The following is a 24,766-nucleotide window of genomic DNA, read 5'->3' as shown; positions in this document are numbered from 1 at the left end:
CTGATCCTCGCAGCCGCATGGATGAAGTCTACGATGAGAAAGAAGTTCACGGCTAAGAATTATATGTGCGCAAGAATTGTTTTGCTCTAAGCTACTGCCGCGCGTGTCCGGGAGCCCGTCGGTGACATCCATGACTCGGGCGGTGCGACGGGTTCGTCGGCGCGCCTGCCGCACAGATGCGCCCGGGCCGTCGCTATGCCCCGACTGAAGGGGTCTCGCTCGGAACCAGCGTCAACGGTCGCCGGCCGGCCCGAACCCGCTCGAGCAACGTCACGATTGCCTCGGACACAACAGGCCCACACTCGAGGATCACCATGTGCCCCGCGTCCGGAACGCAGACCAGTTCCGACAGCGGTAGCCGGTCCGCGATGTTCTGCGAATGTGCATACGGCGTCATCACATCCCGCGCCCCACACAGCACCATCGTCGGAATCTCTGCGAGCGCCTGCACACCCGCCGATTCGTCCAGGCCCGCGAAGGCGGGGAGGAACCCGAGGACGGTTTCTGACGCGGTGTCGTTGATCAACGCGTTGGCGCACGCAACCAGTCGCGGGTGGACCGGGGCCGGGCCGTACGCCGCCTGCCGGATCACGTGTTCGCACACCTTGCCGGTGACGGCGCGCCCGGCACCCATGATCCACGGCGCGTGCCGGGCAACGGACGTCGCCGCGAGCACCAGCGGATTGCCCAGGCTGCGAGCGATGCCGGAACCGGTGAGTTCACACGCGGCGGTCGCGATCAGGCCGGCGGCGACCACGGGGAAGCCGATTTTTTCGGGGTGCTGACGTGCCCAGCTGAGGATGCTCATTCCGCCCATGGAGTGGCCGACCAGGGCAATCGGCGCGGTGCTCCCGATAGTGCGAATGACGGCATCGAGATCCTTGCCGAGTTGGTCGATCGTCATTGTGTCGGGCGCGGCGGATCCGGACTCGCCATGGCCGCGCTGGTCGTAGAAGACCAGGCGCACCTCTGGCCCGAAGGTGCTCTGCAGGAAGGCGCGTTGCAGGTCCCACGATTGCATGCTCAGACAGTGACCGTGCGCAAAGATTACGGTCAATGGTGCAGTTTCGGGGCCGTACTCGCGGGTAACGAGCGGTGTTCCGTCATCGGCCGCGATGGTCGATCGCCGTTCCCGACACATTGCGGGTTCGAATGTCGTACTCACTGAACTGTCCGATCCTCCGTGCGGCCAACCCCACTGGTCTGCCGCTTCGTAACCTGACATATTCAGTATCGTCCTGAATATTTCACGAGTCAATAATTTTGTTCGCTTAGTATTCATCTGTGAATAGAGTGAAGTGTGAATCAAATGAGAACGGCGGCCGAGCCGAAAGACCCGACATTCCAGGGGAGCGTCCGCCCTGTCCGCCCTCCCGCACCCAATCGGATACGAGAGGGTGGGACGGCGAACACTGCTCTGGCCCAGCGGCAAGCGGCGTGGACGAGGACGGCCCCGAACGCGGGCGCTGTCTCGGAGCCGTTCATCCCACGTTCTCTTCTGCTGTCGGAGAAGGGCGACGCCGCTCAGCGCCGGGCACTTGTCGCGGCGTCTGCTCTAACGCGGCGCCATGCGGAGAGCGCCGTCCATGCGGAGCGTCTCACCGTTGAGGTAGTCGTGTTCGACGATCATCTGAACGAGCTGCGCGTACTCGGCCGGCTGAGCCAGCCGCGACGGAAACGGGACACCGGCCTCGAGGCCGGCACGGTACTCCTCGGTGACACCGGCAAGCATCGGCGTGTCCACGATGCCGGGTGCGATGGTGTTGACGCGAATGCCGAACTGCGCGAGGTCACGGGCCGCGGGAACGGTCATACCGTGCACACCACCCTTGGACGCGGAGTACGCGATCTGACCGATCTGCCCCTCGAACGCGGCAACCGAGGCGGTGTTGATCACGACACCGCGCTGCCCGGACTCGTCGACGGTGTCCGTCTTGGCGATCGCGTCCGCGGCCAGTCGCATCACGTTGAACGTGCCGAGCAGGTTGACCGTGATGACGGTGCGGAACAGTTCGAGGTCGTGCGGCCCCTTCTTCGACAGGATGCGGCTCGCCCAGCCGACACCGGCACAGTTGACGACGATCCGCAGCGGCAGACCCGACTCGACGATCTTCTCGACGGCGTCCTGGACCTCGTCACCACTGGTGACGTCGGTGGCAAGGAGGGTGACCCCGCCGGGGACGTTGTCGCCGGCACGCTCTATGGACTGCTGAAGGTCGAGGCCGAACACGGTGGTGCCCGCCTCGGCGAGACGCTTGGCGGTGGCGGCACCGAGGCCCGACGCCGCTCCGGTAACCAGTGCGGCGGTTCCCTGAATTTCCACTGTACGAACCTTTCTGAAATTGCCGATATGGCAGACGTTTTTACTTCGGGGCTCGAATGATCAGCGCATCGCCCTGGCCGCCGCCACCGCACAGGGCGGCCGCGCCGACACCGCCACCGCGGCGTTGCAGCTCGAGCGCCAGATGCAGCGTGATTCGCGCCCCGGACATACCCAGAGGATGGCCCAGTGCGATCGCTCCACCGTTGACGTTGACCCGTGTCGGATCCAGTCCGAGCTCGCGAGTCGAGGCGATCCCAACCGCTGCGAAGGCCTCGTTGATTTCCACCAGGTCCAGATCCTGTGGATGGATGCCTTCCCGCCAGCAGGCTTTGGCGATCGCCCGTGCGGGCTGCGACTGCAAGGTCGAGTCCGGACCGGCTACCACTCCGTGCGCCCCGATCTCGGCGATCCAGGACAACCCGAGATCCTCGGCCTTCTTCCGGCTCATCACCACCACCGCTGCCGCACCGTCGGAAATCGGCGATGCCGATCCCGCGGTGACGGTCCCGTCCCGGCTGAAGACCGGTCGCAGCCTCGCCAGCGACTCCACTGTGGTGTCTGCGCGGATCCCCTCGTCGAATACCATCGGGCTGCCGCGACGTTCTGGAACCGACACCGGCACCACCTCGTCGTCGAACACTCCGTCCTTCCACGCCCGTGCCGCCTTCTGATGCGACGCCGCCGCGAACGTGTCCTGCTCGGACCGGGTAATTCCCTGACCGACCTCCCGGTTCTTGGTCTCGGCCAGGGCCCCCATCGACTGATTGGTGAAAGCATCGTGCAGTCCGTCGAACGCCATGGAATCGCGCAAGGCAATATCGCCGTACTTGACGCCTTCCCGCGACTTTTCCAGCAGATGTGGCACCCGGGACATGGACTCTTGCCCACCGGCGACGATCACCTCGAACTCCCCGGCGCGGATCAACTGATCCGCCAACGCGATCGCATCGATGCCTGACAGGCACACCTTGTTGATCGTCAGCGCAGGCACGTCCATCGGGATCCCGGCCGCGACCGCCGCCTGCCGGGCCGGGATCTGTCCCGCGCCAGCCGTCAGTACCTGACCCATGATCACGTACTCCACCAGCGCGGGGGCGATGCCCGCCTTCCCCAATGCTCCTCGAATCGCGATTCCACCGAGATCCGCACCCGACACATCCTGCAAAGACCCCATAAACCGGCCCATGGGGGTCCGGGCACCGGAAACAATCACGGAAGTCGCCATCAGCTGTCCTAACTTGCCCGCCAGCGCCCGACCACAGGCGGGCGCCATCGAGCACTCGGGGGAAACGATCGTGAAGTGCAATGCCTCCCCGGTGGGAGGATGCGCAACATCGGTAGATCCTGAACGAGACTTGCCATCGAGGCAAGTGCCCTTCGGCGCGAACCGATAGCCGGAGTCCGCACCCGTCATGAGACGAACGAATTGATGTAAACTATTGCACTGCAGCATGATTAGGCGTGTCGTGCCTGGTTCTTCTCTGCGGGAACTCGGGGGCGAGGGCATCGAAACCCTTTGATGTCGGAAAATTTTGCAGAGATCGGTAATTGACGACTAAGAAATTGAGCCCATACGGTTGACGAGTGTGATGGACGCCACTGGTCCGAATCGTCGGGGGCGATTCGGGCCAGTGTTCCGAGCCGGTCTTCCAGGAAGTGTGTGGCCATGTGCAGTCGTCGACCTGCGCGAACTGCGTCCGACATCTCGAGGTCGCCCCCCACTCAGTGCGGGCGTGGTCGGGCGCGGCAAATGTGGGGTGTAGGTGGCGGCGGGCCTCACCTGACGAGCGGCCTCATGAGGTCAAGGGATGTCGGCGAGATCGGCGGATTTTGGGCCCGACGCAGGCGCGGGCCCCCTACCGGACTGTCTTGTGCCGTTGCTGGAACTTCCCTCGGCGCAACCCCAAAACTGTCGAAATACCCTCGGATTCGGACTGGTTGGCTGTGCAGTTGGCGGCACTGCAGGAACAGGCTAAACTTTCGGTACATAACTACTTAGTGGTGAATAGTTTCGATCGGATTAATTGCAGAGACAATGACGGGGTATCACATGAGTATCGAGGTGCCATCGGTCCGCCACGTCGCCGGCGACGACGGTGTCGATCGTGTCGAACAGGCATGGGTCCGTGAACGGCCGGACATCGACGTGAGCTCAGTGGGGATCGTATCGAGGATCTGGCGCATCGCCCGCTATTTGGAGCGTGAACGCAGCCAACGTCTAGCCGAGCTCGGAACCGACCATGCGACACTCGAGGTTCTCGCGGTGTTGCGACGCTCCGGAAAACCGTATCGGATGACGGCCGGGCAACTCACCGAGGCCGCGCTGATCACCCCTGGTGGGATCTCGAACCGACTGGACAGGCTCGAGCGCGGGGGCCTGCTAAAGCGGAGCTTCCATCCGAAGGATCGTCGCCGAGTCGACGTGCAATTGACCAGGAAGGGAGTCCAACTCGTCGACGACGTCGTCTCCGACCTCATGGATCATGAGTCACGACTCCTGACGCTGATCGGCACCGCCGATCACGCCGAGCTCCGCAGGCTCCTCAAGCTCCTCCTTGCACAGTTCGAGGATCCAGGAAATGACTGACCAAGGCCCGGAGTTGGTGGGAGCGCCAATCGACGCATCGCCGGTGTTGTCCGGTGGAGGCAGTCGTCGCTGCCGCCGTGTAGCTGAACTTGCAGGCTGACGTCTCGCGGACCGTCCCAGCCTCCGGTAGGGGCGCCGCACCTGTATCCACGTAGACCAAATGCGGACCGCTGGAATCGTCGATCCGGCCCGACTTCCGACCTCGATCCCACGCCTGTCAGCGGTCGAACCGCATCTCAACCTGCGTTTTCTGTGGCCACAGGGTATCCGGTCGGAGTTCGGTGACATCACGGGCTGCTGTGCCATGCACCTCTCCCAACCAGTAGATCGTCGTGGGTGGTCCCGTCATTCTCGGCTCGGCGGACCCGTGCGATTCGAAAACACCGTAAACAGCAATTTCGCAACCGATCGACTCCGCATCGGGCCAATCACTACCAGTGATCCCGATGTACGTATTCTGGCAAAGCCCGTAGAAGGCGTCGCAACCCTCTCTGCGGTAGACGATGTACAGCCACCGTCCATCCAGCCACGTCGCGACTATTCGTGTAGGCCAGGTGCCGCCGGAGCCTTGCCGAAGCTTCTGTTCCACAGCAGCTCGAACCGCTTCGGGCCACCCAGGATCATTTCGGGTTGTAGGCACACTAGCCTCCAGTCCGGATCATGGGCGATGCCGGTCCCAGTATGTTGACTTGCCAAGTATGTTCTGGGCTAACCAGATTGTGGTCCCAGATCGCCGATTTCAGATGATTCACGTCAGGTGAAAGCGATACTGCCTTGACGTACGGCACGTCTCCATCGCCTGCAGGTTCGACCCGGAATTATGCGTGGGAGGTACGTCTGAGAAAGCGTGCGTGTGCCCGATTGATCCGAATTCGGTCGTGCTCGGTCAAATGCGTTTGGGCCGTGAAGAGATTCCTGCCTCCGTGGTGATCATCGTGGCGATCAGCGCGGCAGTGAGGAGGCTCTTCGCGGTGAATCTCGTTTCGGGCCCGACGCTTCTCAGCAACTAAGCAGCTAGATCACAGGAGCATCACCAGTCACAGTTGTCGCTTTTTTAGCAAACGGGGACGGATGATACGGAGGGCCTGGTGGGCATGGTGATGCAGGGGAGTGGATAGGGTGCTTCTGAAATGAAGAACCCCCACGGCCTAGCTGCCGTGGGGGGAACTCCATGTGTTTACGAGGGACCTTGTCCTCGTATCTGGAATCTATGGTAGCGGAGGGCTGGACGGATGCCAAAGCACGCGACGATTCTCGCGGTCAACAAGTATCTGCATCCGGTCCGTCTGGCCACCTATACCTCGCGGTGCGGCAATGACCCGTATCTGGCGTTGGAGCTGTACAGGTGGAACCTGCAGCTGTCGGCGGCGTTCCAGCAGGTCCTCGCGGTGACCGAGGTGGCACTGCGTAACTCCATCGACGAACAGTTGCGCATGTGGAACGCTGGCCAGCCGCGCCGCAGCCCGCCGGGCGGTACTCACGGCCAGGATTGGCTCCTCGATCCGGCTCGTCCTCTCAACTCGTTGACCCGGGGCTCGCGGAGGACGGCAACGAACCATGCCACGGCAGCCGACGGCACCCGGGATGCCACGCACCCGCGGAAGGGGGCGCCGGTCACGCACGACGACATCCTCGCGCAGATCACCTTCGGTGTGTGGCCGAAACTGCTTCCCGCGAAGACCACTACCGACACCAGCTACCGCGCCCGGCGGATCCTGTGGCAGCAGGCGCTGCATCACGCCTTCCCACACAACACAAATGACCCCAACGGATACATCGTCGCCGACCGGGCCGCTCGTCTGCATGGCCTGCGTAACCGCGTCTCGCACATGGAGCCCCTGCTCGGAGTGAACATCACCGCCCGACACAACGACGCGCTCCGCCTCCTCGCCGCGATCAGCCCCGAGGTCCGGGACTGGTGCGCAGGCATGAGCACGGTCATCGAGATCCGGCGGAAGTGCCCCATCGAGCTCTGACCAGCTCGTGCAGCCATGAGCGCGGCGGGGCTACCTGCCGCCGAGCCGTCCCCTCTCGACCATTCGTCGCGGCCGACCCGGGAGCGAAGGCGGGGATGGACGTATCGCAGCCACTCCGAGCCTCGGTTGTCTGGCGCGGGCGGCCGCGGGATCGGATCCGAGTCCGGCGTTCGCTGTCGGTCGGACCGGTTATCGTTCTCCAGGCCGGGCAAACGCCAGGCGAACCAGCCGGCCGTCGCCGGTGAAGGAGGAGCAGTGGCAAACAATGAGTTGCCGGATCGCGGTGCGGTGTTCTGGCCTGTGGGCACCGGGGACAGCAGCACGATCGTGCTCGACGACGAGATCGTCATGCAGGTCGACCTGCACGCCCTTGCAATGGCACAGGATGACGACACCCCGCACGTACCGGTAGTCGACCGGCTCGTCGAGGCGCTACCCGTCGTCGACGGCGTCCCCTACCTTGCAGTGTTCGCGCTGACCCACGCCGACATGGACCACTGCCTCGGATTCGAAGACTTGCTCTCACGTGTCCGCATTGGTGAACTCTGGGCAACGCCGAGGATGTGGCGGGAGTTCGCCGACAAGGACGCTCCGAACCCGTGCCCCGACGCGAAGGCGTTCCAGGAAGAGTCCGAGCGTCGGGTCGCGGCCACGAAAAAGGCCATCGGCGCCGGTAAGGAACCAGACAGCGGGGACCGGATCCTCGTCATCGGTTACGACACCGACCACGACTCGCATGCTTACTCCGAGCTGCCGGACAAATACCTGTCCTGGCCAGGGGAGTCGGTGAGCACCCTCGACGAGCACGACTGCTCCGACCGATTCGAGGCGTTCTTCCATGCCCCGTTCGTCGACGACTGCGCTGCCGAACGGAACGAGACGTCGCTGGCGATGCAGATCACCCTCACCGACGAGAGCGGGGTCGACGGGAAGATGTTGCTGTTCGGTGACCTCGCCCACGACACGATCATGAAGATCTTCAATTACAGCACCGCCAAGGGGCGTTCGGAGCGGCTGGAGTGGGATCTGTTGCTCGCGCCACACCACTGTTCGAAGAAGGTCATGTACATCTCGGTCGACGGCGAGGATGTCCTGCAGGAGGATGTGCTGGACAACTTTTCCGCCAACGCCCGTCACGACGACGTCGTGATCGTCAGCAGCAGCGACACCTTCCGTCCCAAGGACGAACCGGGGATGAACCCGCCGCACCGGAAGGCACGAGACCGGTACCAGGAGATCGCCGAGCTCATCTGCACGATGTCGTGGGGTGATGAGAAGGCGCCGTCCCCGGTGGTCTTCGGCGTGGACGCCTCCGGCGCGCGCATCGTGCGCGAGTCGGTGTCTGCCCTCGCTGCCAGTGCCGGATTCGCCAAGTCCGCCACGCTCCCGAGCCGTCGTCGGCTGGCGGCGGTGACGTCCGCGGCTGTCGCCGTCGCGCGGGAGCTGCCGTCTGCAGCCGCCGCGGAATCGCAGCTGACCGGACCTGAACTTGTCCAGGAGGCGATCGCTGCTGACCGCGGCGGTGCCAGCGTCCCCGATGTGCCGGTCGGGTTCGGCCGTTGAGCGACCTGGCGGCGACACAGCTCACAGAGCTGGCTGAGGCCAGTGGCGGCGCCATCGAAGTTCTGGCGACTGTGGAGGCCGGCGATTCGACCACCTTCACGGTCTCGCTCGATACCCACGGGATTCGTACCGCCAACGGTGGTATCCGGGTGCGGGACCGTGAGCGGTTCGAATTCGTCGTCCCCGACACCTTCCCCTACAAACCCCCGACCGTGCGGGTGCCCCACATCCGGTGGTCCGGCACCCCACACGTGAATTGGGGGTCGCATCTGTGTATCTATGCCGCTGTTTCGGTCGAATGGAACCCCGCCGACGGGATGCGCGGACTGATCGCGCGGCTGATGCTGTGGCTCGAGCGCGCCGCCGAGGGAACGCTCGATCCCGAAGGTCAACCGCTTCACCCACCCGTGGCGTATTCGAGTTACGACAACGGGTGGATCGTCATCCACCCCGATCTCGGTGTCCGCGTCCCGTGGGCGCCCGCAAGTGCGGAGCGCACCAGCACGCTCTACGCCTGGTGTCGACGCCACGGCAAGCGTATCGACGTCCTGGGATGGCTCACCCTCGGAGAGGCATGCAAGCGGGTACTCGCCGACGATCTCACCGCGGCGGACGCCGCCGGCCGACCGCACTTCGTGACCCCTGCGTTCCTGATCAGCGAAGAGTTGGGCTTCGAGTATCCGGACAAGGCCGCCGCTCTCGCTGATCACCTCGACCGTGCAGGCATCCCGAGGAACGAACTACTCGACGCAATCACTACCGCCGCGTTGCTCACGGCACAGGTTGCGATCCGAGCAGGATCGGAAGAGAAGGCGCCGGCCGCACTGATCCTCGGCACACCGTCGCGGCGTGTGGAAGGAACCACACGGCTCGCGCACCTGGTGGCATGGAAGTTCGATGAATTCGGCACCGACCTCACCGAACTGCTCGGGGAGGTGGAGATCGGATCCTCGGAACCGTTGAAGGGCAGAGTCGCCGAGCTCGCGAACAACTGGCTGGGGTTCGCCAAGACGACCTGGATGGTCATCTACGAAGATCGCCCCGAGGTCACTCGGCGCCGGGACACCAACACCGCGGCGACCTGGTTGCGTGGGAAAAGGGTGCTGGTACTCGGCTGTGGGGCGCTCGGCGCACCGATTGCCGAGCACTGTGTGCGAGCGGGCGTCGCCGAGCTCACCGTGGCGGACAAGGGCGGCGTCTCACCGGGCATTTTGGTCCGACAGCCCTACACCGACGCGGACATTGGCTACACCAAGTCGTCCATGCTGGCGAACCGGCTCAACGAGATCCGACGTGATCTCACCGTTCAATACAAGAGCGGCGACGTCGTGGCGAACTACTTGCGGGCGGACGCGGAGCCACCGGAATTCGACCTCGTCGTCGACGCCACCGCCGATGGCGGTGTCCGGGCAGCACTCGAACGTGCCCGTGCGAGCCGGCGCCACGAATGGCCACCGGTGATCACAGGGCTGTTCGGACACGATGCCTCCCGGGGCCTGATCACCGTGTCGATGCCCGGCGCCACCGGAGCCGGCCACGACATCCTCCGCCGCACTGCAATCGAGGCGTCCGGATCCATGACCGGAGCCTGGTCGGATGTAGCCGCAGACTTCTTCCCCGACCCACCACGGACAGAGATGTTCTTCCCGGAGCCGGGATGCTCGGCACCCACCTTCATCGGCTCGTCCGCGCAAGTGGTCGCGCTGGCATCGATGCTGCTGGTCGAGGCGTTGAGCATCCTCTCCGCCCCCGCATCCGCTGGCCGATACCCCATGACCGCTGCCGTTGTGCGGCTGCCCGGAGCGGGACGGAACACTGTTGACCGACTTGGTTGGCCCAACGACCAGGTCGTCACCGACGTCCACGCAGGAACAGAAGTCCGCATATCCCAACGTGCATTGACCGAGATACGAGCAGAGGTGCGGCGAGGCGCCCGCCTGCGCGGGGACCGAATCGAGACCGGTGGCATGCTGCTCGGATCCTTTGACGACGCCACCGGGACCCTCTCGGTCGATGTCGCGACTGGCCCAACCCCCGACAGCAGACTGTCGGCACTGCACTTCGACCACGGCACCAAGGGAAGCCAGGAAATCCTCGATCACCACCGCTCTAAGACCGCCAATCGGATCGGTTTCGCGGGAATGTGGCACACACACCCATTCGGACTTGCGCGCCCAAGCCGAACCGACGAGGCAGGCATGGCCTCCCTCGTGGCACCGGACGGCACCGGGCGACGAGCGCTCATGTTGATCCTCGGCGGAAACCAGGCAACCTGGCTCGACTGGCGTGATCAGGGAACCCCACCCGACTTCTACGCCCGCATCGTCCACCGCCTCGCTACCGGAGACGGCAATTCGTCGCCCCCACCGGCACCTCCAGAAGGAATGTACTTCCCAGGCGGTTACGGCATTCCGGTACCGACGCCGGCCGTCAACGCCCTTCGCCGATTGCTCGGACTTCACCGATGATCGCCACAGACCCGCGCATCGGACTGGCTCTCTCCGGGGGAGGGTTTCGAGCCACCGCCTTCGGCCTCGGATGCCTGCGTGCCCTCCACGACCGCGATCTCTTGCGTCACGTCCGCGTCGTGTCCGGGATCAGCGGCGGAAGCCTACTGGCGGCGATGTGGGCCTACGGGCCCGAGTCGTTCGACGAGTTCGACGACACCGTGACCAGCCTGCTGCGGCAAGGACTTCAGTTCGAGCTCGTCAAACGCGCCGCATCGCCTCGCAGTGTCATGCGAAGCATCGGAAGCACTACACGCTCCCTCGCGCTACGGCAGCCGAGGGGGTTCTCCCGGGCCGACAGCCTGATCGCCGCACTGCAAGTCCGCGAGTTCGGCAGGAAGCCGATCGAAGAGGTCACCCACCCCGATCTCGCGACCGTCATCACCGCCACCGATCTCGACACGATGAACACGATGCGCTTTGGCAGCGAAGTCAGCTCGTGCTGGTCTCACGGTGATGTGACCGACCCCGTTTCGGTTGCCGACGCTGTCGCCGCATCGGCAGCGTTTCCACTCCTGTTGCCACCGATGACCCGAACGTTCACCTTCACCCGTCGGGACGGGACCAACCACCGACAGCAGGTCGTACTCACCGACGGCGGCGTGTACGACAACCTGGGTCTCTCGGCGCTGATGCCGGGCCGTGACCGCCGATTCACCAGTCACGTATACGACGTCGACTACCTAATCGTCTCCGACGCCGGCCGCGGTAAGACGATCAAGTCGTCATCCAACTACATACACAAACGGCTTCCGAGAGTCTTCGACATTACCTACGGCAAGACGCAAGACGCGGGACGATCCGGTCTCCACGAGGCGGCGAGGTCCGGCCAGGTTCGCGGCATCGTGCACAGCTATCTCGCGCAGTACGACGGCAAGCTGCCCGTCCATCTCGCTGATCTGGTTCCCCGCTCCGCAGTCGTGGACTATGCGACCGACTTCCGGAAGATGAGTGCTAACGACCTCGCTGCGATCACGATCCGCGGTGAACAACTCACCCGTGTTCTGCTCTGCTACTACTGTCCGGAATTGGGTGCCTGAAGAATCGTAGTCAAGTGCGCCTCGGGCGGGCCTCGTTGCGTGCGGGGCGGGTGGTGTTAGGGGTCGACACCGCGCATCAGTCGTCGATCCCGTACAACTGGTCGGCCACTACTTCGGGATCGAAGTTGTCGCCGAACTTCTCGATGTCGACCTCGTGTCGGAAGGCGGGAAGTGAGCATTCTTGGAGTTCTTGCGCCCCGCTCAGAGACAGACGGCAGACGTTGCACGCGAAACCTTTCGGCGTGAAGGCTATCTCCCACTCCAGGGAGAATTGGGACGGCTCGTCTCCGTCGTAGCCCATTGGCTCGAGATCGATGGGGCCGAATGATCGTCCGCGTGAGCCGCATTCCGGACAGTCCCTGTCGATAGCCCACTCTCCTGGCCCGAGATGTATGGAGTCGAGCGTTTCTGGGGCTTCGTCCTCGAGCCTATGGGTGGCCTCGTCGAAGACGTCCGGTCCGAGTCGTGTTTCCAATTCAGTGAGATGTCTTCGTGCCCGCGCTCGTTTCGCGGTGACATGGTGGCCCACTTCGGTGCGCTTCTGGTCCATCAGTTCCTGGACGCTGTCGTGGTGATCGCGATAGAAGTGGCTCGATTGACGCCCCAGCTTCTCGAGCATGACGTTGCACACGGCCAGTGAGTCGATGAGGACATGTCGCGATTGCGCCGGTGTCCCGACGTGCATGGCACCGTTGCGGACCTCCACCATTCGGGTGCGCTGTGACTTGCCGATCGGCAAGCCCCCGAGGAGTGAATCGAGCCGGCGTAAGAGAGTCGCCAGGCCGACGGTTCGGAGTTTTGGGTCTGCCAGCCTGGGCTCGGTCGCCAACCCGAACAAAGTGGCCTCCGCATCCTGTGTCAGCGGGACAACGAGCACTGGGTTTTCATTCCACAACACGGCCTTACCGAGGTGCTCGACTGCGAGCGGAGCGAGAACGGCTACCTTCCCGTAGTCGTTCTCGCTCCACGCCTTCAGCGCTTCGTCGATCCATGCAGCCGCTGACTCGACGAGCTGCGCAACGTCATGGTCATGCGCAACGGCGGATCCTCCGCCAGCTAGGACCTGGCGTATGGGTGCCGGTTCGTCTTCGGACATCGATCGATCTTCCCACTACCGGTGGACGGGGTTCAGTTCAATTGGGCGGCTTCTGACTATAGGTTCGTATTCGCCGATACCGGCACCACGGCATGTAAACAGAACCCAAGGCTCCGCATCGGCACTCACCGGATCGGTGCTCGCCGCGATGCTACCTCGAACTGCTGGACCACTGTGTCCGGCCGTGCGAGAAGGCCGGCCATGAGACGGAACTGATCGTGGTACTCGATGGGATCAGTTTCGGTCGGAAGCACACTGGTGAACTTCTCGCGCACTTGGGTATTCACATCAATCAGATATGCGTTGGCGAGGGCATCCGTCAGCGATGCCGAGATCGCGGCTTGTCGACCGCGATACCGCTGCATCTGCTGGGCGATTTCCACGGCGCGGCCCTCGACCAGGCCCCTTCGCGCTGCCAGGGTGGCCTTCAGGCTTGAATGTAAGATCTGATCTTCAGGTACTCCGGTGGTGTCGGGTCGAAGGTGTTCGGCCGCCTCCAGGTCGCTGGTGGCGCGGATGACGGCTTGTGTGGCGGCCGCGGTAGTCGGCAGGATCGCCGCCTCGGTCGGTAGCGGTATCGTTCGTATTCTGGTGATTACCTGCGGGTCGATGACGAGTGAAATCGATCCGACGGATTCGTGGGTGTTGACGTACCGGACCGCGCGAGCGCCGAGTTCGGTGAGCTTCGTCAGCGGCACGTCGCCAAACCAGCCGCTCAGCTCCCCGCCGACGCCAGGTGACAGCTCACCGGGTTGCAGCCGGATCTCCACCTGATGCAGCCAGTACTTCTCACCAGAGAAGTCCTCATCTACCATGCGGCGCAGCATGTTCTCGACCGCCGCCGCGTATGTGCCCAGGTGCAGTGCCAATGCGCACTGTTCGTCGATCATCTCCGCATGCTGATCAGGCGGTAGCGCTGAACTCGTGATTCGGGCGGCAGCGAGGCGGCGGTAGGCGGCCGGGGACAGTGGCCAGTCCTTGTGGGTGCTGGAGTGATACCAGACGTGGCGGTCGACGTCGGCGTCGTGGTGATCGACGTCGGACAGGTCGCGAACGATCGGCACTACCCGCGCAATGTCGATTGTGGCGCCGCACCCGCACACGGGATACGGCTCGGCGCGCTGGGCCTGCCGGTCGTAGGCGGATGCGGGCACCTGAATGCGGCGGCCACAGTCTCCGCACTCGAACCAGAAGTTGTAGTTGAAATTGAAACCGTGGGGGTGCTCTGTGCCCGCGAAGGGAGGGGATATCACCTGAGCAGTGTAGGAGCAGCCGCCACGTTTCCTCTTCCGCCGCGTCGGGGGGACGGCAACGGTGCCGTTCCCAGGCATGCGTTACGGGACTTTCCACCTGCCCATCCCGTGCCCCCGCACGGGATGGGCAGGTGGCGTTCTGGGGGCTCGATTCCGGGGTGGGTTTGCGAGTGGTGTATTGCTCGAATTACTGTGTTGTACAGCGTGTCTCGCGTTTCGTGTGTCGGTGGTGTGGGCTATGTTTTCGGTGTTCTCAATTGATGCGGGGCAGAGGGGGCTGACCACCCTTCCGCTTCGGTGAGCCTGGCTGCGGCTGGGGCTGGGGGTTTGGAGTTGTGATGTCGGTGGACGTTGCAGTTGTCGACAACGTGACGAGCGGGGCGGGTGTAGTCGCCGCGGCTGGTGGGGTGTTCCCGGCGGATGGGGGTCTACGTCGAGGTGCATGACGGAGGCGGACCGCACTGAGGTGTCGATGTTGTCGGTGGCGGGTGTTGCCGAGGACAAGCGGGTGGTGTCGGTGGCGGTGGTGCCGCTGTCGCCGGAGGCCCCGGTGTGGGAGGGGGCGGGTGCGCCCGTGTCAGGTAGTGGTTGCGTCGTTGCAGCGTCCGGTGCCGGTGTTCTGGGATAGGGTGGCGGGTTCGCTTTGCGGCGAGCATGGTGGCGCGCCGGGAGGCGGCGACGCTGCGGGAGCGCCTCGAGGGGGCGCATGCCGATCACGTGAAGTGGGTGGACGCGATCGCGACCTCCGCCCACGAGTGGGCGGACAAGAACAACTTGTGCGGCGAGTTCGATCGGTTCATGGCCGAGCACGACCTGCCGCCGCGCCGCCGGGAGTTCTCGGTGGAGTGCGAGGTCACGATCACGACCCGGTCAGTTTGGCGGTGGAGGCGCGGTCGGCGGAGAACGCCGAGGACGTCGTCCATCGCGAGTGGGGCGCGGGCGGTAGGTCGCCGTCGTGGTGGGTTCCGCCGCCACGGTCTCGAACTCGACGACTACACGGTGCGCGGGGTGCGGGCAAGAACGACATCAGCACCCAGACGACGGTGATTGCGCAGGCGGTGCGGATCTGTGTCCACAGGTGCGGCGTTGCGGTCTGCGATCGGGTGCCGCTGGTTCGACGTGGTGCGGCTGACCGACGAGTTGGGCATGTGGGGCGACGACGAGGGCGCAAATCGTCGCCGATGCGCAGGTGAATCTGATGGCGATGGCGATTGCACGCGCCCACGGGGCGATCTGGCAGCCGTTCTGCGGGGTGGTGGTGTTCGCCCGGCCACGACGGCAACGGCGAGACGGTGGGGCTGTCTGACGCCCAGAGGGACGCCCTGCTGACCGGCACGGTATTCGCCCCGATGGTGAACCACTGAGCGAGGAAGGGCACTCCACGATGACACCCACGACCACAACCATGACGGCGAATGTCACCGTCCCGACCCCCGCCGGGGTCTACCTGTCGCAGGGTGAACGCGCCCTCGCGCGCGGCACCCACTCCATCGAGGAATCGATCTGGGTGTACCTGATGCGGGACTGGGACGGCATAGATCGGTGGGTGCTCGACCCGGTGACGGTGGACTGCTGCGGCCTCGACTCCGGCCTCGAGAACGGTGCCCGCAACAGCGAGTGCATGTGCGAGGACCGGACCGGGTGCGATGCGGTTCGGGATCGGACGGCGTTGCCGTCTGCGGATGATCTGTTGCACTTGTTGGCGGAGTCGTTGGGTTACACGGTGACGCGGGTGGCTCGGCGGTGACGGCGCTGGTGGAGGCAGCCGAGAGTTGCGTAGATGCTGGTGCGGGTCGGAAGTGGCACCGGTCACCGCTCGAAACGAACCGCGTGGCCGTTCTCTGAAGATCGTAGATCGCGACGGTGAGATCTCGGCGCGCTGGGGGGTCGGAGAGTGTCGCATGTGTTGCGCGCGCAGCGGGAGAGGGGCGTATGGCAGGTTTGTGCGACAGTTGAGACTGTCGTCGGGCGAGACGCGGTCGGCATTGTCCGCACGGTCGGACGCGAGATAACGCCATGGTGGCGATGGCCGCCTGCCACGGGCATATGCTGGCCAGCTTCATTTCGCCTGATGGGTTGACCAGGCACGGATTACGCACATAAGAACGCCCCCACCTGCACAGTGCAGGGTGGGGGCGTTTCTCGAGCCCTATACGGCGTGGAGATGCCGTTGAGTGGGGATCCGTCGGCTGGTGTCGCTAGTGACCTCGGTGGACTGAGCGGTTCTGATCTCAGCCCCGAACGTCAATGCATGCACATCACTTAACGGTAAGTCCAAATCATCGGCGATCATCCGCGCACTGACCCGCGCTGATCTTCCCCCGGCAAGCACCTGAGGGAACACCCTGGACATCTCATAGTTCGACATTCCACCAGGCTCGGATCTGCGAAATCCTCTCTGGGACAGCTCGATGCAAGTCTGACGGTAGGCCCAATCAGACATTCGACCAGCCTTGTGCGCGGCGAAGGCGAGTGCCGTCGCCGATACTTTGAACTGGCTACGCACGTTGAGTAACTCGTCGACAGAGGGGTTCTGCCGTAGGTACTCGATGACGCTGGCCGCCGGCATCAGGAATTCGGACGCGAAGGCGTCAGCCTCCCGTTCGTGCGCTGCACTTTCCTCGGAGTCGGAGCCGTGAAGCACGAGGTGCCCGAGTTCGTGCGCGAGGTCAAACCTGATTCGCTCAGGTGTCTTTCGCCGCGCAAGGAACACGTAGGGAACCTCCGCCCGCCAGATCGAGTATGCATCGACAGCATCCGCGATCGGCGGAAGGCTGTAGACCCTGACTCCCCGCGACTCGCACAATTGCACGAGATTCGGAAGCGGCTTGGTCCCAAGTCCCCAAACTCCACGAAGCAGACTCGCCGCCATTTTTGGCTTCTCGCCGGCGAATACTGGCAAGTCGACGGTAGGGAGGACGAATTGCGTCGAGATCCATCGGTCGATCTCGACCCCGGACACGCCCGCCGCGACTGCCGAGTCTCGTTCACGCGCCGTCGCGCGGCGGGCAGCACGAAAGCTCACGTCAGGCGCTTCGAACATGGAGATCTCGGCCCGATGGAAGTATGAGGCGGGGAAATCGAGTGCTTCCGCGAGTGCCTGGGCGGCGTTCACCGGAGCGTCACCTGACTCGTACTTCGTCACAGTGCGTGGAGTGACCGAAAGTCTCCGTGCCAGCTCGATCTTGGTCAATCCGCGCCTCATTCGTGCAATCCGAATTCGGTCCGGCTCCAGATAAGAGCTAGCTGGCCTCGAAAATTTGGAAGTCGACATCTTGACCCCCTACGTCGAGCGGCTTCTTCTCGCTGATTTCCTTGGGACGCCAGTCCGGCAGGATGACGCGCACACGCCAGCCTGTGAACTGACCTTCATTCTCGTCAAATCCTAGAGGCAGTGACACCTCCAGGCGGACCGAACCGTCGGCGCGGTGGTAGACGAGGAACCAGTTGCCATTCGGGGGTGTAGTTCCGTCCCCGTTGTCAGGACTCGGCCGAAGCGTCTCGATGCGGATGAGGGAGTCCATCCCGTTCACGGCCTCGGCTGTGGCCTTGCCCTTTTTGCGCGCCGCGGACGGGCCACGAGGATGGTCGGCGATGCCGGTCCCCTCATCGCCGCCCACCGTGGACAGCGTGTATCGGGCATCGTTCCGCTTAGAGATCGGACGATTGTGTGGGTTGTCGGGTGACCACTGCCCACTGCCTGCGAGCATCTCGCGAAGGCGACCGACCACGTGGATCCATCGAGTCAGCCCAGCAGCGGTGATCGGATGGTGGGTCGTGATATTGCCGGCCATAATCTCGCCAGCCTCGATCGCAACGTTGATGTCTGCGATCTCGATGCCCATCTGGGCCAGGTACTCGGCCGCGCGATCGGGCCCGATGATGGTTGGGCTATGCGCGGGTGCGGGCTGTGCCACTCGACGTCTCGCTTTCTCTACGGATACTTCCCTCAGATTCTTGCACAAAACCGGAACATTAGCAGGTCACGACGGGTCGATCTGAGTTCGGTGTGGTGCAGTAGTTGCCGGTGGTCGTTCATCGACGGTCCTCGCTGTGTACGAGGAACTGCGTCGCCGCGCGGTCGCGCAGGAATCGACCACACGCCATCACCAGTTGAAGGGCAAGCTCGCGACCGGGGTGCACAACGGTGTTGAGATGGAGCAGTGGCAGTACGAGGTCACCGCCGGCGGTCGGATCTTGTACGTGATGGACATCGAGCACCGCACCTTGTGGCTGAAGCACGCGTGCACAGGGCATCCCAAGCAGACTGAATAAATATTGCTGAGGAACCGAATGGACCGAATCGACGCCGTCGGGTTCGGGGCGGTGCCAGCCACCACCGAAAGCGCTGCACTGTGAGCCTGCCGGGCGTGTCCGAGCGATGCTTTCGGCGAGCTCTTGTGCGTGGACGGTCACGAGAGCAGTTGGATGGCCACCCCGTCGTCCTTCAGAGTCGTTGCGACTGAGTCGTGCACGCTTTCGTGCACTGCAATGACGAGCAGTTGTTGCGCTCGGGATGCGCCGACATACAAGACGCGTCGGGCTTCGCCAGGTTCGTCGGCGCACCACTGCTCGACTCCGTCTTCCTCCTGTGCCTTAAATGGTTTCGGAATGACCAGTACGACTGCAGGTGCTTGCAAGCCCTTGTAGCCATGGATAGTCGAGTACTCGAACGTCGCGACGGATGCGGTCGGAAGCGTGGGCCACACATCGCCTGGCGGTCTGTTCACCCCCTTGAGAGACCATCCGAGGACACGTTGGCTATCCGTTTGTGAGGCGAGGTGCGCCTTGAACTCGGACGGTATGCAGCTGAAGGGAGGGACCGACCCCATAGCCAGACGAAGGCATCGCTCGCGGAACTGCGAGGCGGTCAGTCGGCGGTCATCGAGATACGCATCCATTCTGAGAGCGGACAGGTCCTCCGGGCACAGTTCCCTCAAACGGCGTTCCAGCGACCGTAGAGCCTGCGCTCGTTCGGGACCCGAAGAGTGTTGGTCCTGAATCTTGTCGATCAGCACGGCCAGCCATACGAGTTTGTGGCTCTTCGGATTCATTGGTGGTGGGGCGCCGGCGAAACTGCGGGCCTTGTCAGTGTGGTGCGCGAGCACGATGGTTTCGTTGCGGCCGAAGTGGAGTTGTTCGAGTACGTGCCCGATTCGGTGGCGGGCGTCCTGCTCGTCGGTGTAGGAGAGGAGATGCACTGGGTGCGTGACGGTGCGATGTATGCCGACGGGGACGTCGGTCGCTCCGGCGTAGCGGAGGCTGTCGACGGCTCGGCAGATCGCCGGTGAGCTGCGGAAGTTGCCGTCCAATCGGGTGCCGCGCGGGACGCGGGCGAGGAGGGCTCCGAGTTCGGTATCGACGGTGTCGTTGCGGAATCCGTAGATGGCCTGGTCGGGGTCTCCGACCAGGACCAATCGCACCCCGGCGTCGAGGAGGAGGTTGAGCACTGCCACGTCTTCGCGGCTGCAGTCTTGGACTTCATCGACGATGATCTCGGAGAACCGAGCCTGCATCAATGCAATGAAGTGATCGCGGTAGTCCATTTGGAGGTATTGCGTCAGGAGTACCCGTGACGCCGCTGCATCGAGGACGCCGCGGTTCACCTGGTCACGCCAGAGTCGTGACGCCGCGCCTTCCAATGCTTCGATTCTCCAGGGCTCTTGGCCGGAGAGCCATCCTCTGGCAGTCCTTGGGACGCGTCGGATGTGAAACGTTGCAGTGCCGAGATGGTCGAAGGAGAACCAGTCGAGGGGAGCTTGCAGTCCGCCGTTGGCCTGCGCTGTTGTCCCGGGCACGGTGGACCAGTTGTCGCGGAAGGTTGGTGCGAGGCTGTTGCGTGAGCGAAACACCGGTGCGACGAAGTACCGATTGATGAAGCTATCGATCGTGCCGACGAAGTTGGGGACCTGCAGGAGCGCGGCGTTGCTGCCACTGCGTGATCGTGCCTCGTCGATTGCGGCGTTGGTGAACGAGATGAGTCCGACTCCGCGCCTTGGCTCGCTCCCTGCCCGGTTGATGAAGCGCTGGACAATCGCTTGGGTCTTTCCCGCGCCGGGGCATGCATCGACGTAGATCGAGGTTTGTCCGTCAATGAGTGCTTGTTGTGCTGGTGTGAAAGTTAGCTGCGGCACCGTCATAGGGTCGACCTGCGGACCGAGGCTGCGACGGCTTCGATGAGGTAGTCCGGGCACTCGAATTGGTGTCCGTCGGCAATTCGTCGTGCCACGTCGTGCGCGAACTGTCCCTTGCTGATCAGTTGTTTGGAGTTTCGCAGCCGCACGTAGAAAGTTCGTGCAGGACTATTGCTGCCGACGATCTCGCCCCACTGTCGCTGGGACTTCGGGTGCTGGTCGAGGTACGCCTTGCCCAGCACGATGTGGTTGTTCGATCCGGGAACCAGCAGATCCGCTTCGAGTGTGTGGGGTGCCTCCGAAATGTGGAAGACCTCCGCGCCCACGCCGAGTTCGGTTCGTAGATTCTCGAGGTCTGAGCCGCGGTTGTACTGAATCTTGTCAGCGTTCTCGTCTTCCGTAGCTACGGTCGCGTCCTCATCGCTATCCACCTGTGGTTCGGCGCTGTCCCCGTCTGGTGGAGTGGTTCCGGCGGCGTCTCCCGCTTTCGGATCCTTCTTCTTGGTTTTCTTCTCATCCGCAGTCAGTTCCGGGTCTGCATCAGTGATGACGATCAGACGGTCGGCCAACCGACTGCCGTTCACCTCGTGTAGGAGCAGCTTGATGTACGGCTTGAAGTCAACAGACCCGACGTTGATAACGGTCACACCCCGGAAGGTTCTACGGTTCTGCTGCTCTGAGGGTGAGGATCCAGTGAGGACGCAGTGTCGTGCCAGCACCGGCAGGAGAACGGCTTCAGCGATTCCCTCGACCAGGATCACCGAGCGTGCGAACAGCAGCTCGGACCGGGTGACGTCGAGATACTGGTCGATCTTGCGTCGCTCTTCTCGCTCCAGCGGGATTTCGGCGAGGGGGATCACCGCGGTGCCCGCACCCGAGCTCGCTGCGGGGCGGACGACGACCACGTTCTCGGTCTTCACCGCGCTTGCGAGGTTGGGTGAGTAGGTCGTGGCTATGACCTGGATTCGGCCGGCCGGCCCCTCGTTGTCGTCACGCACCGACATCTCTGCTTGCTCGATCAGGAATTCCATGAGAGCGGCCTGCAACTGTGGATGCAGATGCGCCTCCGGCTCTTCCACCAGGAACAGCGTGAGTTCTGATTCCCGTGCATGCTGCAGCTCGAGAACCACGGTCGCGATGAAGAGGAGGTTGGCGTACCCGAGTCCGGACATCGATAGATCGGCTGGATCGACATCGTGCTCGGCCATTTTCAGTCGTAAACTTCGCGCAAGCCGTTCGAGCCGGGGCCGCTCGAATCCCAGACGCACTGTCTGTTTGCGTACGGGGTCGGTCAGGTCCGTAAGGTGCTGCTGAACGCCGGAACTGACCCCCGTGATAGCAGGGTGTTCTTCCAACTTGTCCAGTGCGTCCTGTGCCTGAGCCAAGAAGGTGTCGCGATCATTCTCCGCGACAAGGTGCCGCATGATCACCGCCAATCGACTTCCTGATGCGGAGTCGAGTTCTCGTTGCGCATCTCGGAGTGGTGCGAGATAGACGTGATTGACCTGGTCACGTTTGTCCGGTTCCGGGTCGGGTCCGGGCGGATCACCAACCAGGTTCTCGATTCGGCCACGGACCCCGACGTCCTCCGAGGGGCGGAATCGTGTCACATGTACTGCCTCGTTGCTGGCAATGTCTAACGCACCGATGAAGTGGGCACGCTGGAATGCTGTCAATCCAGAGAACTGTGAGGTCAGCCGGATCGGCTCGGTGCTTCCTTCCTTCGCATCATCGATTTCGAAATAGCGGGTGCGACGCCCGCTGAGTGGAGCTGTCGCCAGACGTAGCGCCTCGATGATGTTGGATTTGCCTGCGTTGTTCTCGCCGACCAGGAGTGTGACTGTCGGGTGCAGGGGAACGGTGATCTGCTCGCACGATCGGAACCCGGCGACGGTGAAGGTTCGAAGGTACATTCCTGAGGTAGGCGTTTCACCCAGGGTGATCGATTCCGACGCCGGACTCGCCGTGACAGTTGTCACAGATCTGTTCTCCCCTCCGAGAATCACCAACGACCGCTCAGGCACTCTGCTGGGCGGCCGCCTCCCCGGTAGGTGCCGGGTAGCAATGACGTTATCTTCTCGATTGTGTGTTTCGTGGAGAGACGCGCGGCGTCGGTGGCGTTCTCCAGTTGATCCGAGTGTTGCCGCGCGCGTATGTCATTAAATTAAATTTAGTACGGCCTCAAGAGGGTTGGTGTAACTCAGGCTCGCAACGTACACCTCCCCGTCGGAGGCCCTGCCCTGTCGTTCGATCATCCGGCTGATCTCTGCTTCGACGGCGGAACTAGCGAGATCCTGCAGCGGACCGCGGCTCAGGAAGTAAAAATCCCTGTCCGTTTCCGGAAGGACTCGCCATGTCTGGAAGCCATAGAAGTTATACCTCTTATCGCTCAACACTCGAGACCACAGGTTTTCCGCATAGAACTCGGAGAGCATATCCGCGCGGGTGATCTGCTTCTCCAGATCAGTACTTAGTGCGCAAATGGTGTTGAGATCGGATACGACTGCGCTGACGATCTGGATAGGAGCGTTCGGTCCCAGGTTCATCTTCACACTTATTCGCGTTGACATCTTGTGAAGGTACTTCTACCCACCGGACTTGGGGACGCGATGGGCTGGATATGGGTGCCGCGGCTGGTACTGCCAACTCCGGGGACTGCATGGTGATGGTTATGTGGCTGTGACCTGGTGGGATGACATGTCCAGTGGCGATTGTGGGGCGGGTTTGCCGGGTTCGTGCCCATACTGAATGCCATGGAGGGCAGTCACAAGAAGAGCCTCATCGTTGGGGTGGCGCTGGTCTCGGTGGGTCTTGTCATGGTGATCCTGGGGATTGTGACTCGCGATTCCGACTCCCCCCCGGCGAAGTCAGATCTGAGGACTTCGATATCGCCGAGGCTGACAGACACCGATGACGACCGCGATCTCACTGACAATGAGTGGGACTACGTGTATGCAGTCATGAACCTTGCGCCCGCCAACATCAGTCCTCGACGACTTGCGAACCTCGGATATTCCGCGTGTGACCTCCTTCGGAACGGCGATCAGCATGTCGAGAACTACCTGTATAGAAAATTCGGTGTGATGGGTGACGTTGCCATTGCGATCCACGTCAAGGCTCCGGACTATCTGTGTCCTGGCGTGAAATGAAAACGGTGAGCTGTGTCGGGCGAAGTATCACGGGTGTTCTTGTGGACGGCAAGAACCGTGGCCTCGGAGGATGCTTTGGCCTCGGAAAATGACATGTCCCGGGTGATCCGTCATGGGCGCGTCCGATGATGGGTGGTGTGGACGAGGTGACACCCGCAGGATCGGGGAAGGGTTGCGGATTTCGCTGGGCGTCATCGCGGGTCTGCTGGTGGGGTTCTTCTGCTATGTGCCGGCGGTGATCTTGTGGCAGCACTTCTTCGAGGTTCCACGACCCCGGGTGTATCCGCACGGGTCGTTCACCTCGTTCGGGCCGGATCCGCCGCCGGCCGGGTATTGGGTGAGCTGGGCGGTGCTGGTGGTGGTGTTCGGGTTGGTGACGGTTCCGTGGCGCGCTGCCCGGCAGTTCGCCGTTCCGTTTGTGCTGGCGTTTATGCCGATCGCCGCGTTGGCGGCGTGGTTCGTCATCGGGATGGACTTGTTTTTCACCCCGGACTGAGCGTGCCGCGTGGCCCGTACCCGATTTCCGAGGTGCGGGCCACGGCTGTGTGAGGGGTGTGATGGTGTTGTGACCTGGTGTGATGACATGTCCCCGGTTTGTGATGCGGGGTCGCCGGCGACCTGTGTGGTCCAGTGCCGGGGCGCCGGGGTATGGAGCGGGCGCGGGTGTCTGTTTCGTCCGTTTTGGAGCCGATTTTGAAAGTTGTTGATTTACAATATTTTTGAGTAATCAGTTGGATGATAAAGATTTACGCAGATTGTGCACAGAAGTGAGGCTATGAGGTTCGTAATCTGTTGTAATTTAACAGATTTAGGTGTTTCTAGGTTTTCGCCTGTTTTGGGTTGCGTGAGGGCGGGTGGTATGCTTGGGGTATGACATGGAGCGGCGTGGGAAGGCGAGTTGGCGGTGAAGCGGGAGCGTCCACCCGAGTCCCCAGCCTCGTTGGGGTGTGGGGGACCGGATCGAACGTTCCGATCAAAGATGCAGGTGATTGCCTTATTTCGGAAACGCAGAGGAGCGAAGCGACTCGATCGACGGCAACGGGAATCGGCCCGCTGCGAGCCGCGCAGCGGCTCCCTGGCGGGGAGCGAAGCGACTCGCCCCGTCTCCCGGTGCGGAGCACCGGGAGCAGCGCCGCGG

General features: G+C 63.0%; 22 protein-coding genes and 1 pseudogene. 11 read left to right on the top strand and 12 right to left on the bottom strand.

Annotated features, from left to right (window positions below; genetic code table 11):
* Window positions 1-193 precede the first annotated feature (193 nt).
* From P3H15_RS36335 to P3H15_RS36325, 3 genes are all read right to left on the bottom strand, one after another.
* Window positions 194-1,141 carry an alpha/beta fold hydrolase gene (locus tag P3H15_RS36335; RefSeq protein WP_276141708.1) on the bottom strand — a complete coding sequence of 316 codons (948 nt, stop codon included), beginning with the start codon at window positions 1,139-1,141 and terminating at the stop codon, window positions 194-196.
* A 414-nt stretch (window positions 1,142-1,555) separates the two neighbouring features.
* Window positions 1,556-2,323 carry an SDR family NAD(P)-dependent oxidoreductase gene (locus P3H15_RS36330; RefSeq protein WP_276141671.1) on the bottom strand — a complete coding sequence of 256 codons (768 nt, stop codon included), beginning with the start codon at window positions 2,321-2,323 and terminating at the stop codon, window positions 1,556-1,558.
* A 40-nt stretch (window positions 2,324-2,363) separates the two neighbouring features.
* A complete protein-coding gene (locus tag P3H15_RS36325; RefSeq protein ID WP_276141670.1) occupies window positions 2,364-3,548 on the bottom strand; it encodes an acetyl-CoA C-acetyltransferase in 1,185 nt (394 codons plus the stop codon).
* An 825-nt stretch (window positions 3,549-4,373) separates the two neighbouring features.
* Between P3H15_RS36325 and P3H15_RS36320 the strand changes: the two genes are divergently transcribed.
* Window positions 4,374-4,910 carry a MarR family winged helix-turn-helix transcriptional regulator gene (locus tag P3H15_RS36320; protein ID WP_276141669.1) on the top strand — a complete coding sequence of 179 codons (537 nt, stop codon included), beginning with the start codon at window positions 4,374-4,376 and terminating at the stop codon, window positions 4,908-4,910.
* Between the two features lie 217 nt (window positions 4,911-5,127).
* Here P3H15_RS36320 and P3H15_RS36315 read toward each other — a convergent pair whose 3' ends face one another.
* Window positions 5,128-5,499, bottom strand: coding sequence for a hypothetical protein (locus P3H15_RS36315; protein WP_276141668.1), 372 nt, complete (start codon window positions 5,497-5,499; stop codon window positions 5,128-5,130).
* Window positions 5,500-6,142: 643 nt separating this feature from the next.
* Here P3H15_RS36315 and P3H15_RS36310 point away from each other — a divergent pair.
* The 4 genes from P3H15_RS36310 to P3H15_RS36295 all read left to right on the top strand — a co-directional run bounded on the left by P3H15_RS36310 (window position 6,143) and on the right by P3H15_RS36295 (window position 11,996).
* Window positions 6,143-6,886 (top strand): hypothetical protein, encoded by a 744-nt coding sequence (locus P3H15_RS36310; protein ID WP_276141667.1) that lies wholly within the window; start codon window positions 6,143-6,145, stop codon window positions 6,884-6,886.
* Between the two features lie 255 nt (window positions 6,887-7,141).
* A complete protein-coding gene (locus tag P3H15_RS36305) occupies window positions 7,142-8,449 on the top strand; it encodes a hypothetical protein (protein ID WP_276141666.1) in 1,308 nt (435 codons plus the stop codon).
* Entirely contained in the window at window positions 8,446-10,917 is a 2,472-nt protein-coding gene (locus P3H15_RS36300) for a ThiF family adenylyltransferase (protein WP_276141665.1), read from the top strand. Before P3H15_RS36305 ends, P3H15_RS36300 begins: the two co-directional genes overlap by 4 nt.
* Entirely contained in the window at window positions 10,914-11,996 is a 1,083-nt protein-coding gene (locus tag P3H15_RS36295) for a patatin-like phospholipase family protein (RefSeq protein WP_276141664.1), read from the top strand. The genes P3H15_RS36300 and P3H15_RS36295 overlap by 4 nt, the downstream gene beginning before the upstream one ends.
* Before the next feature lie 76 nt (window positions 11,997-12,072).
* Here P3H15_RS36295 and P3H15_RS36290 read toward each other — a convergent pair whose 3' ends face one another.
* Together P3H15_RS36290 and P3H15_RS36285 are read right to left on the bottom strand one after the other, a co-directional pair.
* Window positions 12,073-13,092: a hypothetical protein gene (locus P3H15_RS36290; RefSeq protein ID WP_276141663.1), complete on the bottom strand. Its 1,020-nt coding sequence runs from the start codon at window positions 13,090-13,092 to the stop codon at window positions 12,073-12,075.
* Between the two features lie 125 nt (window positions 13,093-13,217).
* A complete protein-coding gene (locus P3H15_RS36285) occupies window positions 13,218-13,982 on the bottom strand; it encodes a hypothetical protein (RefSeq protein ID WP_276141662.1) in 765 nt (254 codons plus the stop codon).
* Between the two features lie 805 nt (window positions 13,983-14,787).
* On the opposite strand from P3H15_RS36285, the gene P3H15_RS36280 reads away from it, so the two are divergent.
* The 3 genes from P3H15_RS36280 (at window position 14,788) to P3H15_RS36270 (ending at window position 16,092) form a co-directional block, all read left to right on the top strand.
* Complete coding sequence (locus P3H15_RS36280; protein ID WP_276141661.1) at window positions 14,788-14,973, top strand: hypothetical protein; 186 nt, start codon at window positions 14,788-14,790, stop codon at window positions 14,971-14,973.
* Between the two features lie 26 nt (window positions 14,974-14,999).
* Window positions 15,000-15,392: a hypothetical protein gene (locus P3H15_RS36275; RefSeq protein WP_276141660.1), complete on the top strand. Its 393-nt coding sequence runs from the start codon at window positions 15,000-15,002 to the stop codon at window positions 15,390-15,392.
* Window positions 15,393-15,729: 337 nt separating this feature from the next.
* A complete protein-coding gene (locus P3H15_RS36270; RefSeq protein WP_276141659.1) occupies window positions 15,730-16,092 on the top strand; it encodes a hypothetical protein in 363 nt (120 codons plus the stop codon).
* Between the two features lie 402 nt (window positions 16,093-16,494).
* Here P3H15_RS36270 and P3H15_RS36265 read toward each other — a convergent pair whose 3' ends face one another.
* Window positions 16,495-17,619: an XRE family transcriptional regulator gene (locus P3H15_RS36265; RefSeq protein ID WP_276141658.1), complete on the bottom strand. Its 1,125-nt coding sequence runs from the start codon at window positions 17,617-17,619 to the stop codon at window positions 16,495-16,497.
* Window positions 17,588-18,262: a hypothetical protein gene (locus tag P3H15_RS36260; RefSeq protein WP_276141657.1), complete on the bottom strand. Its 675-nt coding sequence runs from the start codon at window positions 18,260-18,262 to the stop codon at window positions 17,588-17,590. Before P3H15_RS36260 ends, P3H15_RS36265 begins: the two co-directional genes overlap by 32 nt.
* A gap of 136 nt (window positions 18,263-18,398) precedes the next feature.
* On the opposite strand from P3H15_RS36260, the gene P3H15_RS36255 reads away from it, so the two are divergent.
* Window positions 18,399-18,620, top strand: coding sequence for a hypothetical protein (locus tag P3H15_RS36255; RefSeq protein ID WP_276141656.1), 222 nt, complete (start codon window positions 18,399-18,401; stop codon window positions 18,618-18,620).
* Between the two features lie 137 nt (window positions 18,621-18,757).
* Here P3H15_RS36255 and P3H15_RS36250 read toward each other — a convergent pair whose 3' ends face one another.
* The 4 genes and pseudogenes from P3H15_RS36250 to P3H15_RS36240 all read right to left on the bottom strand — a co-directional run bounded on the left by P3H15_RS36250 (window position 18,758) and on the right by P3H15_RS36240 (window position 23,031).
* Complete coding sequence (locus P3H15_RS36250) at window positions 18,758-20,485, bottom strand: UvrD-helicase domain-containing protein (protein ID WP_276141655.1); 1,728 nt, start codon at window positions 20,483-20,485, stop codon at window positions 18,758-18,760.
* A complete protein-coding gene (locus P3H15_RS36245; protein ID WP_276141707.1) occupies window positions 20,482-21,909 on the bottom strand; it encodes an ATP-dependent endonuclease in 1,428 nt (475 codons plus the stop codon). The genes P3H15_RS36250 and P3H15_RS36245 overlap by 4 nt, the downstream gene beginning before the upstream one ends.
* Before the next feature lie 300 nt (window positions 21,910-22,209).
* A pseudogene (locus P3H15_RS55855) lies at window positions 22,210-22,392 on the bottom strand (AAA family ATPase); the annotation flags it as partial.
* A gap of 246 nt (window positions 22,393-22,638) precedes the next feature.
* Window positions 22,639-23,031: a hypothetical protein gene (locus tag P3H15_RS36240; RefSeq protein ID WP_276141654.1), complete on the bottom strand. Its 393-nt coding sequence runs from the start codon at window positions 23,029-23,031 to the stop codon at window positions 22,639-22,641.
* A gap of 201 nt (window positions 23,032-23,232) precedes the next feature.
* Between P3H15_RS36240 and P3H15_RS36235 the strand changes: the two genes are divergently transcribed.
* Entirely contained in the window at window positions 23,233-23,628 is a 396-nt protein-coding gene (locus P3H15_RS36235; protein ID WP_276141653.1) for a hypothetical protein, read from the top strand.
* Window positions 23,629-23,800: 172 nt separating this feature from the next.
* On the top strand, window positions 23,801-24,124 hold the full coding sequence (locus P3H15_RS36230) for a hypothetical protein (RefSeq protein WP_276141652.1): 324 nt from the start codon (window positions 23,801-23,803) through the stop codon (window positions 24,122-24,124).
* The last annotated feature ends 642 nt before the right edge of the window (window positions 24,125-24,766 follow it).

Source organism: Rhodococcus sp. T2V, from assembly GCF_029269925.1.
Classification (GTDB): Bacteria; Actinomycetota; Actinomycetes; order Mycobacteriales; family Mycobacteriaceae; genus Rhodococcus_F; species Rhodococcus_F koreensis.
This window is presented reverse-complemented; position numbering and strand designations above follow the sequence as displayed.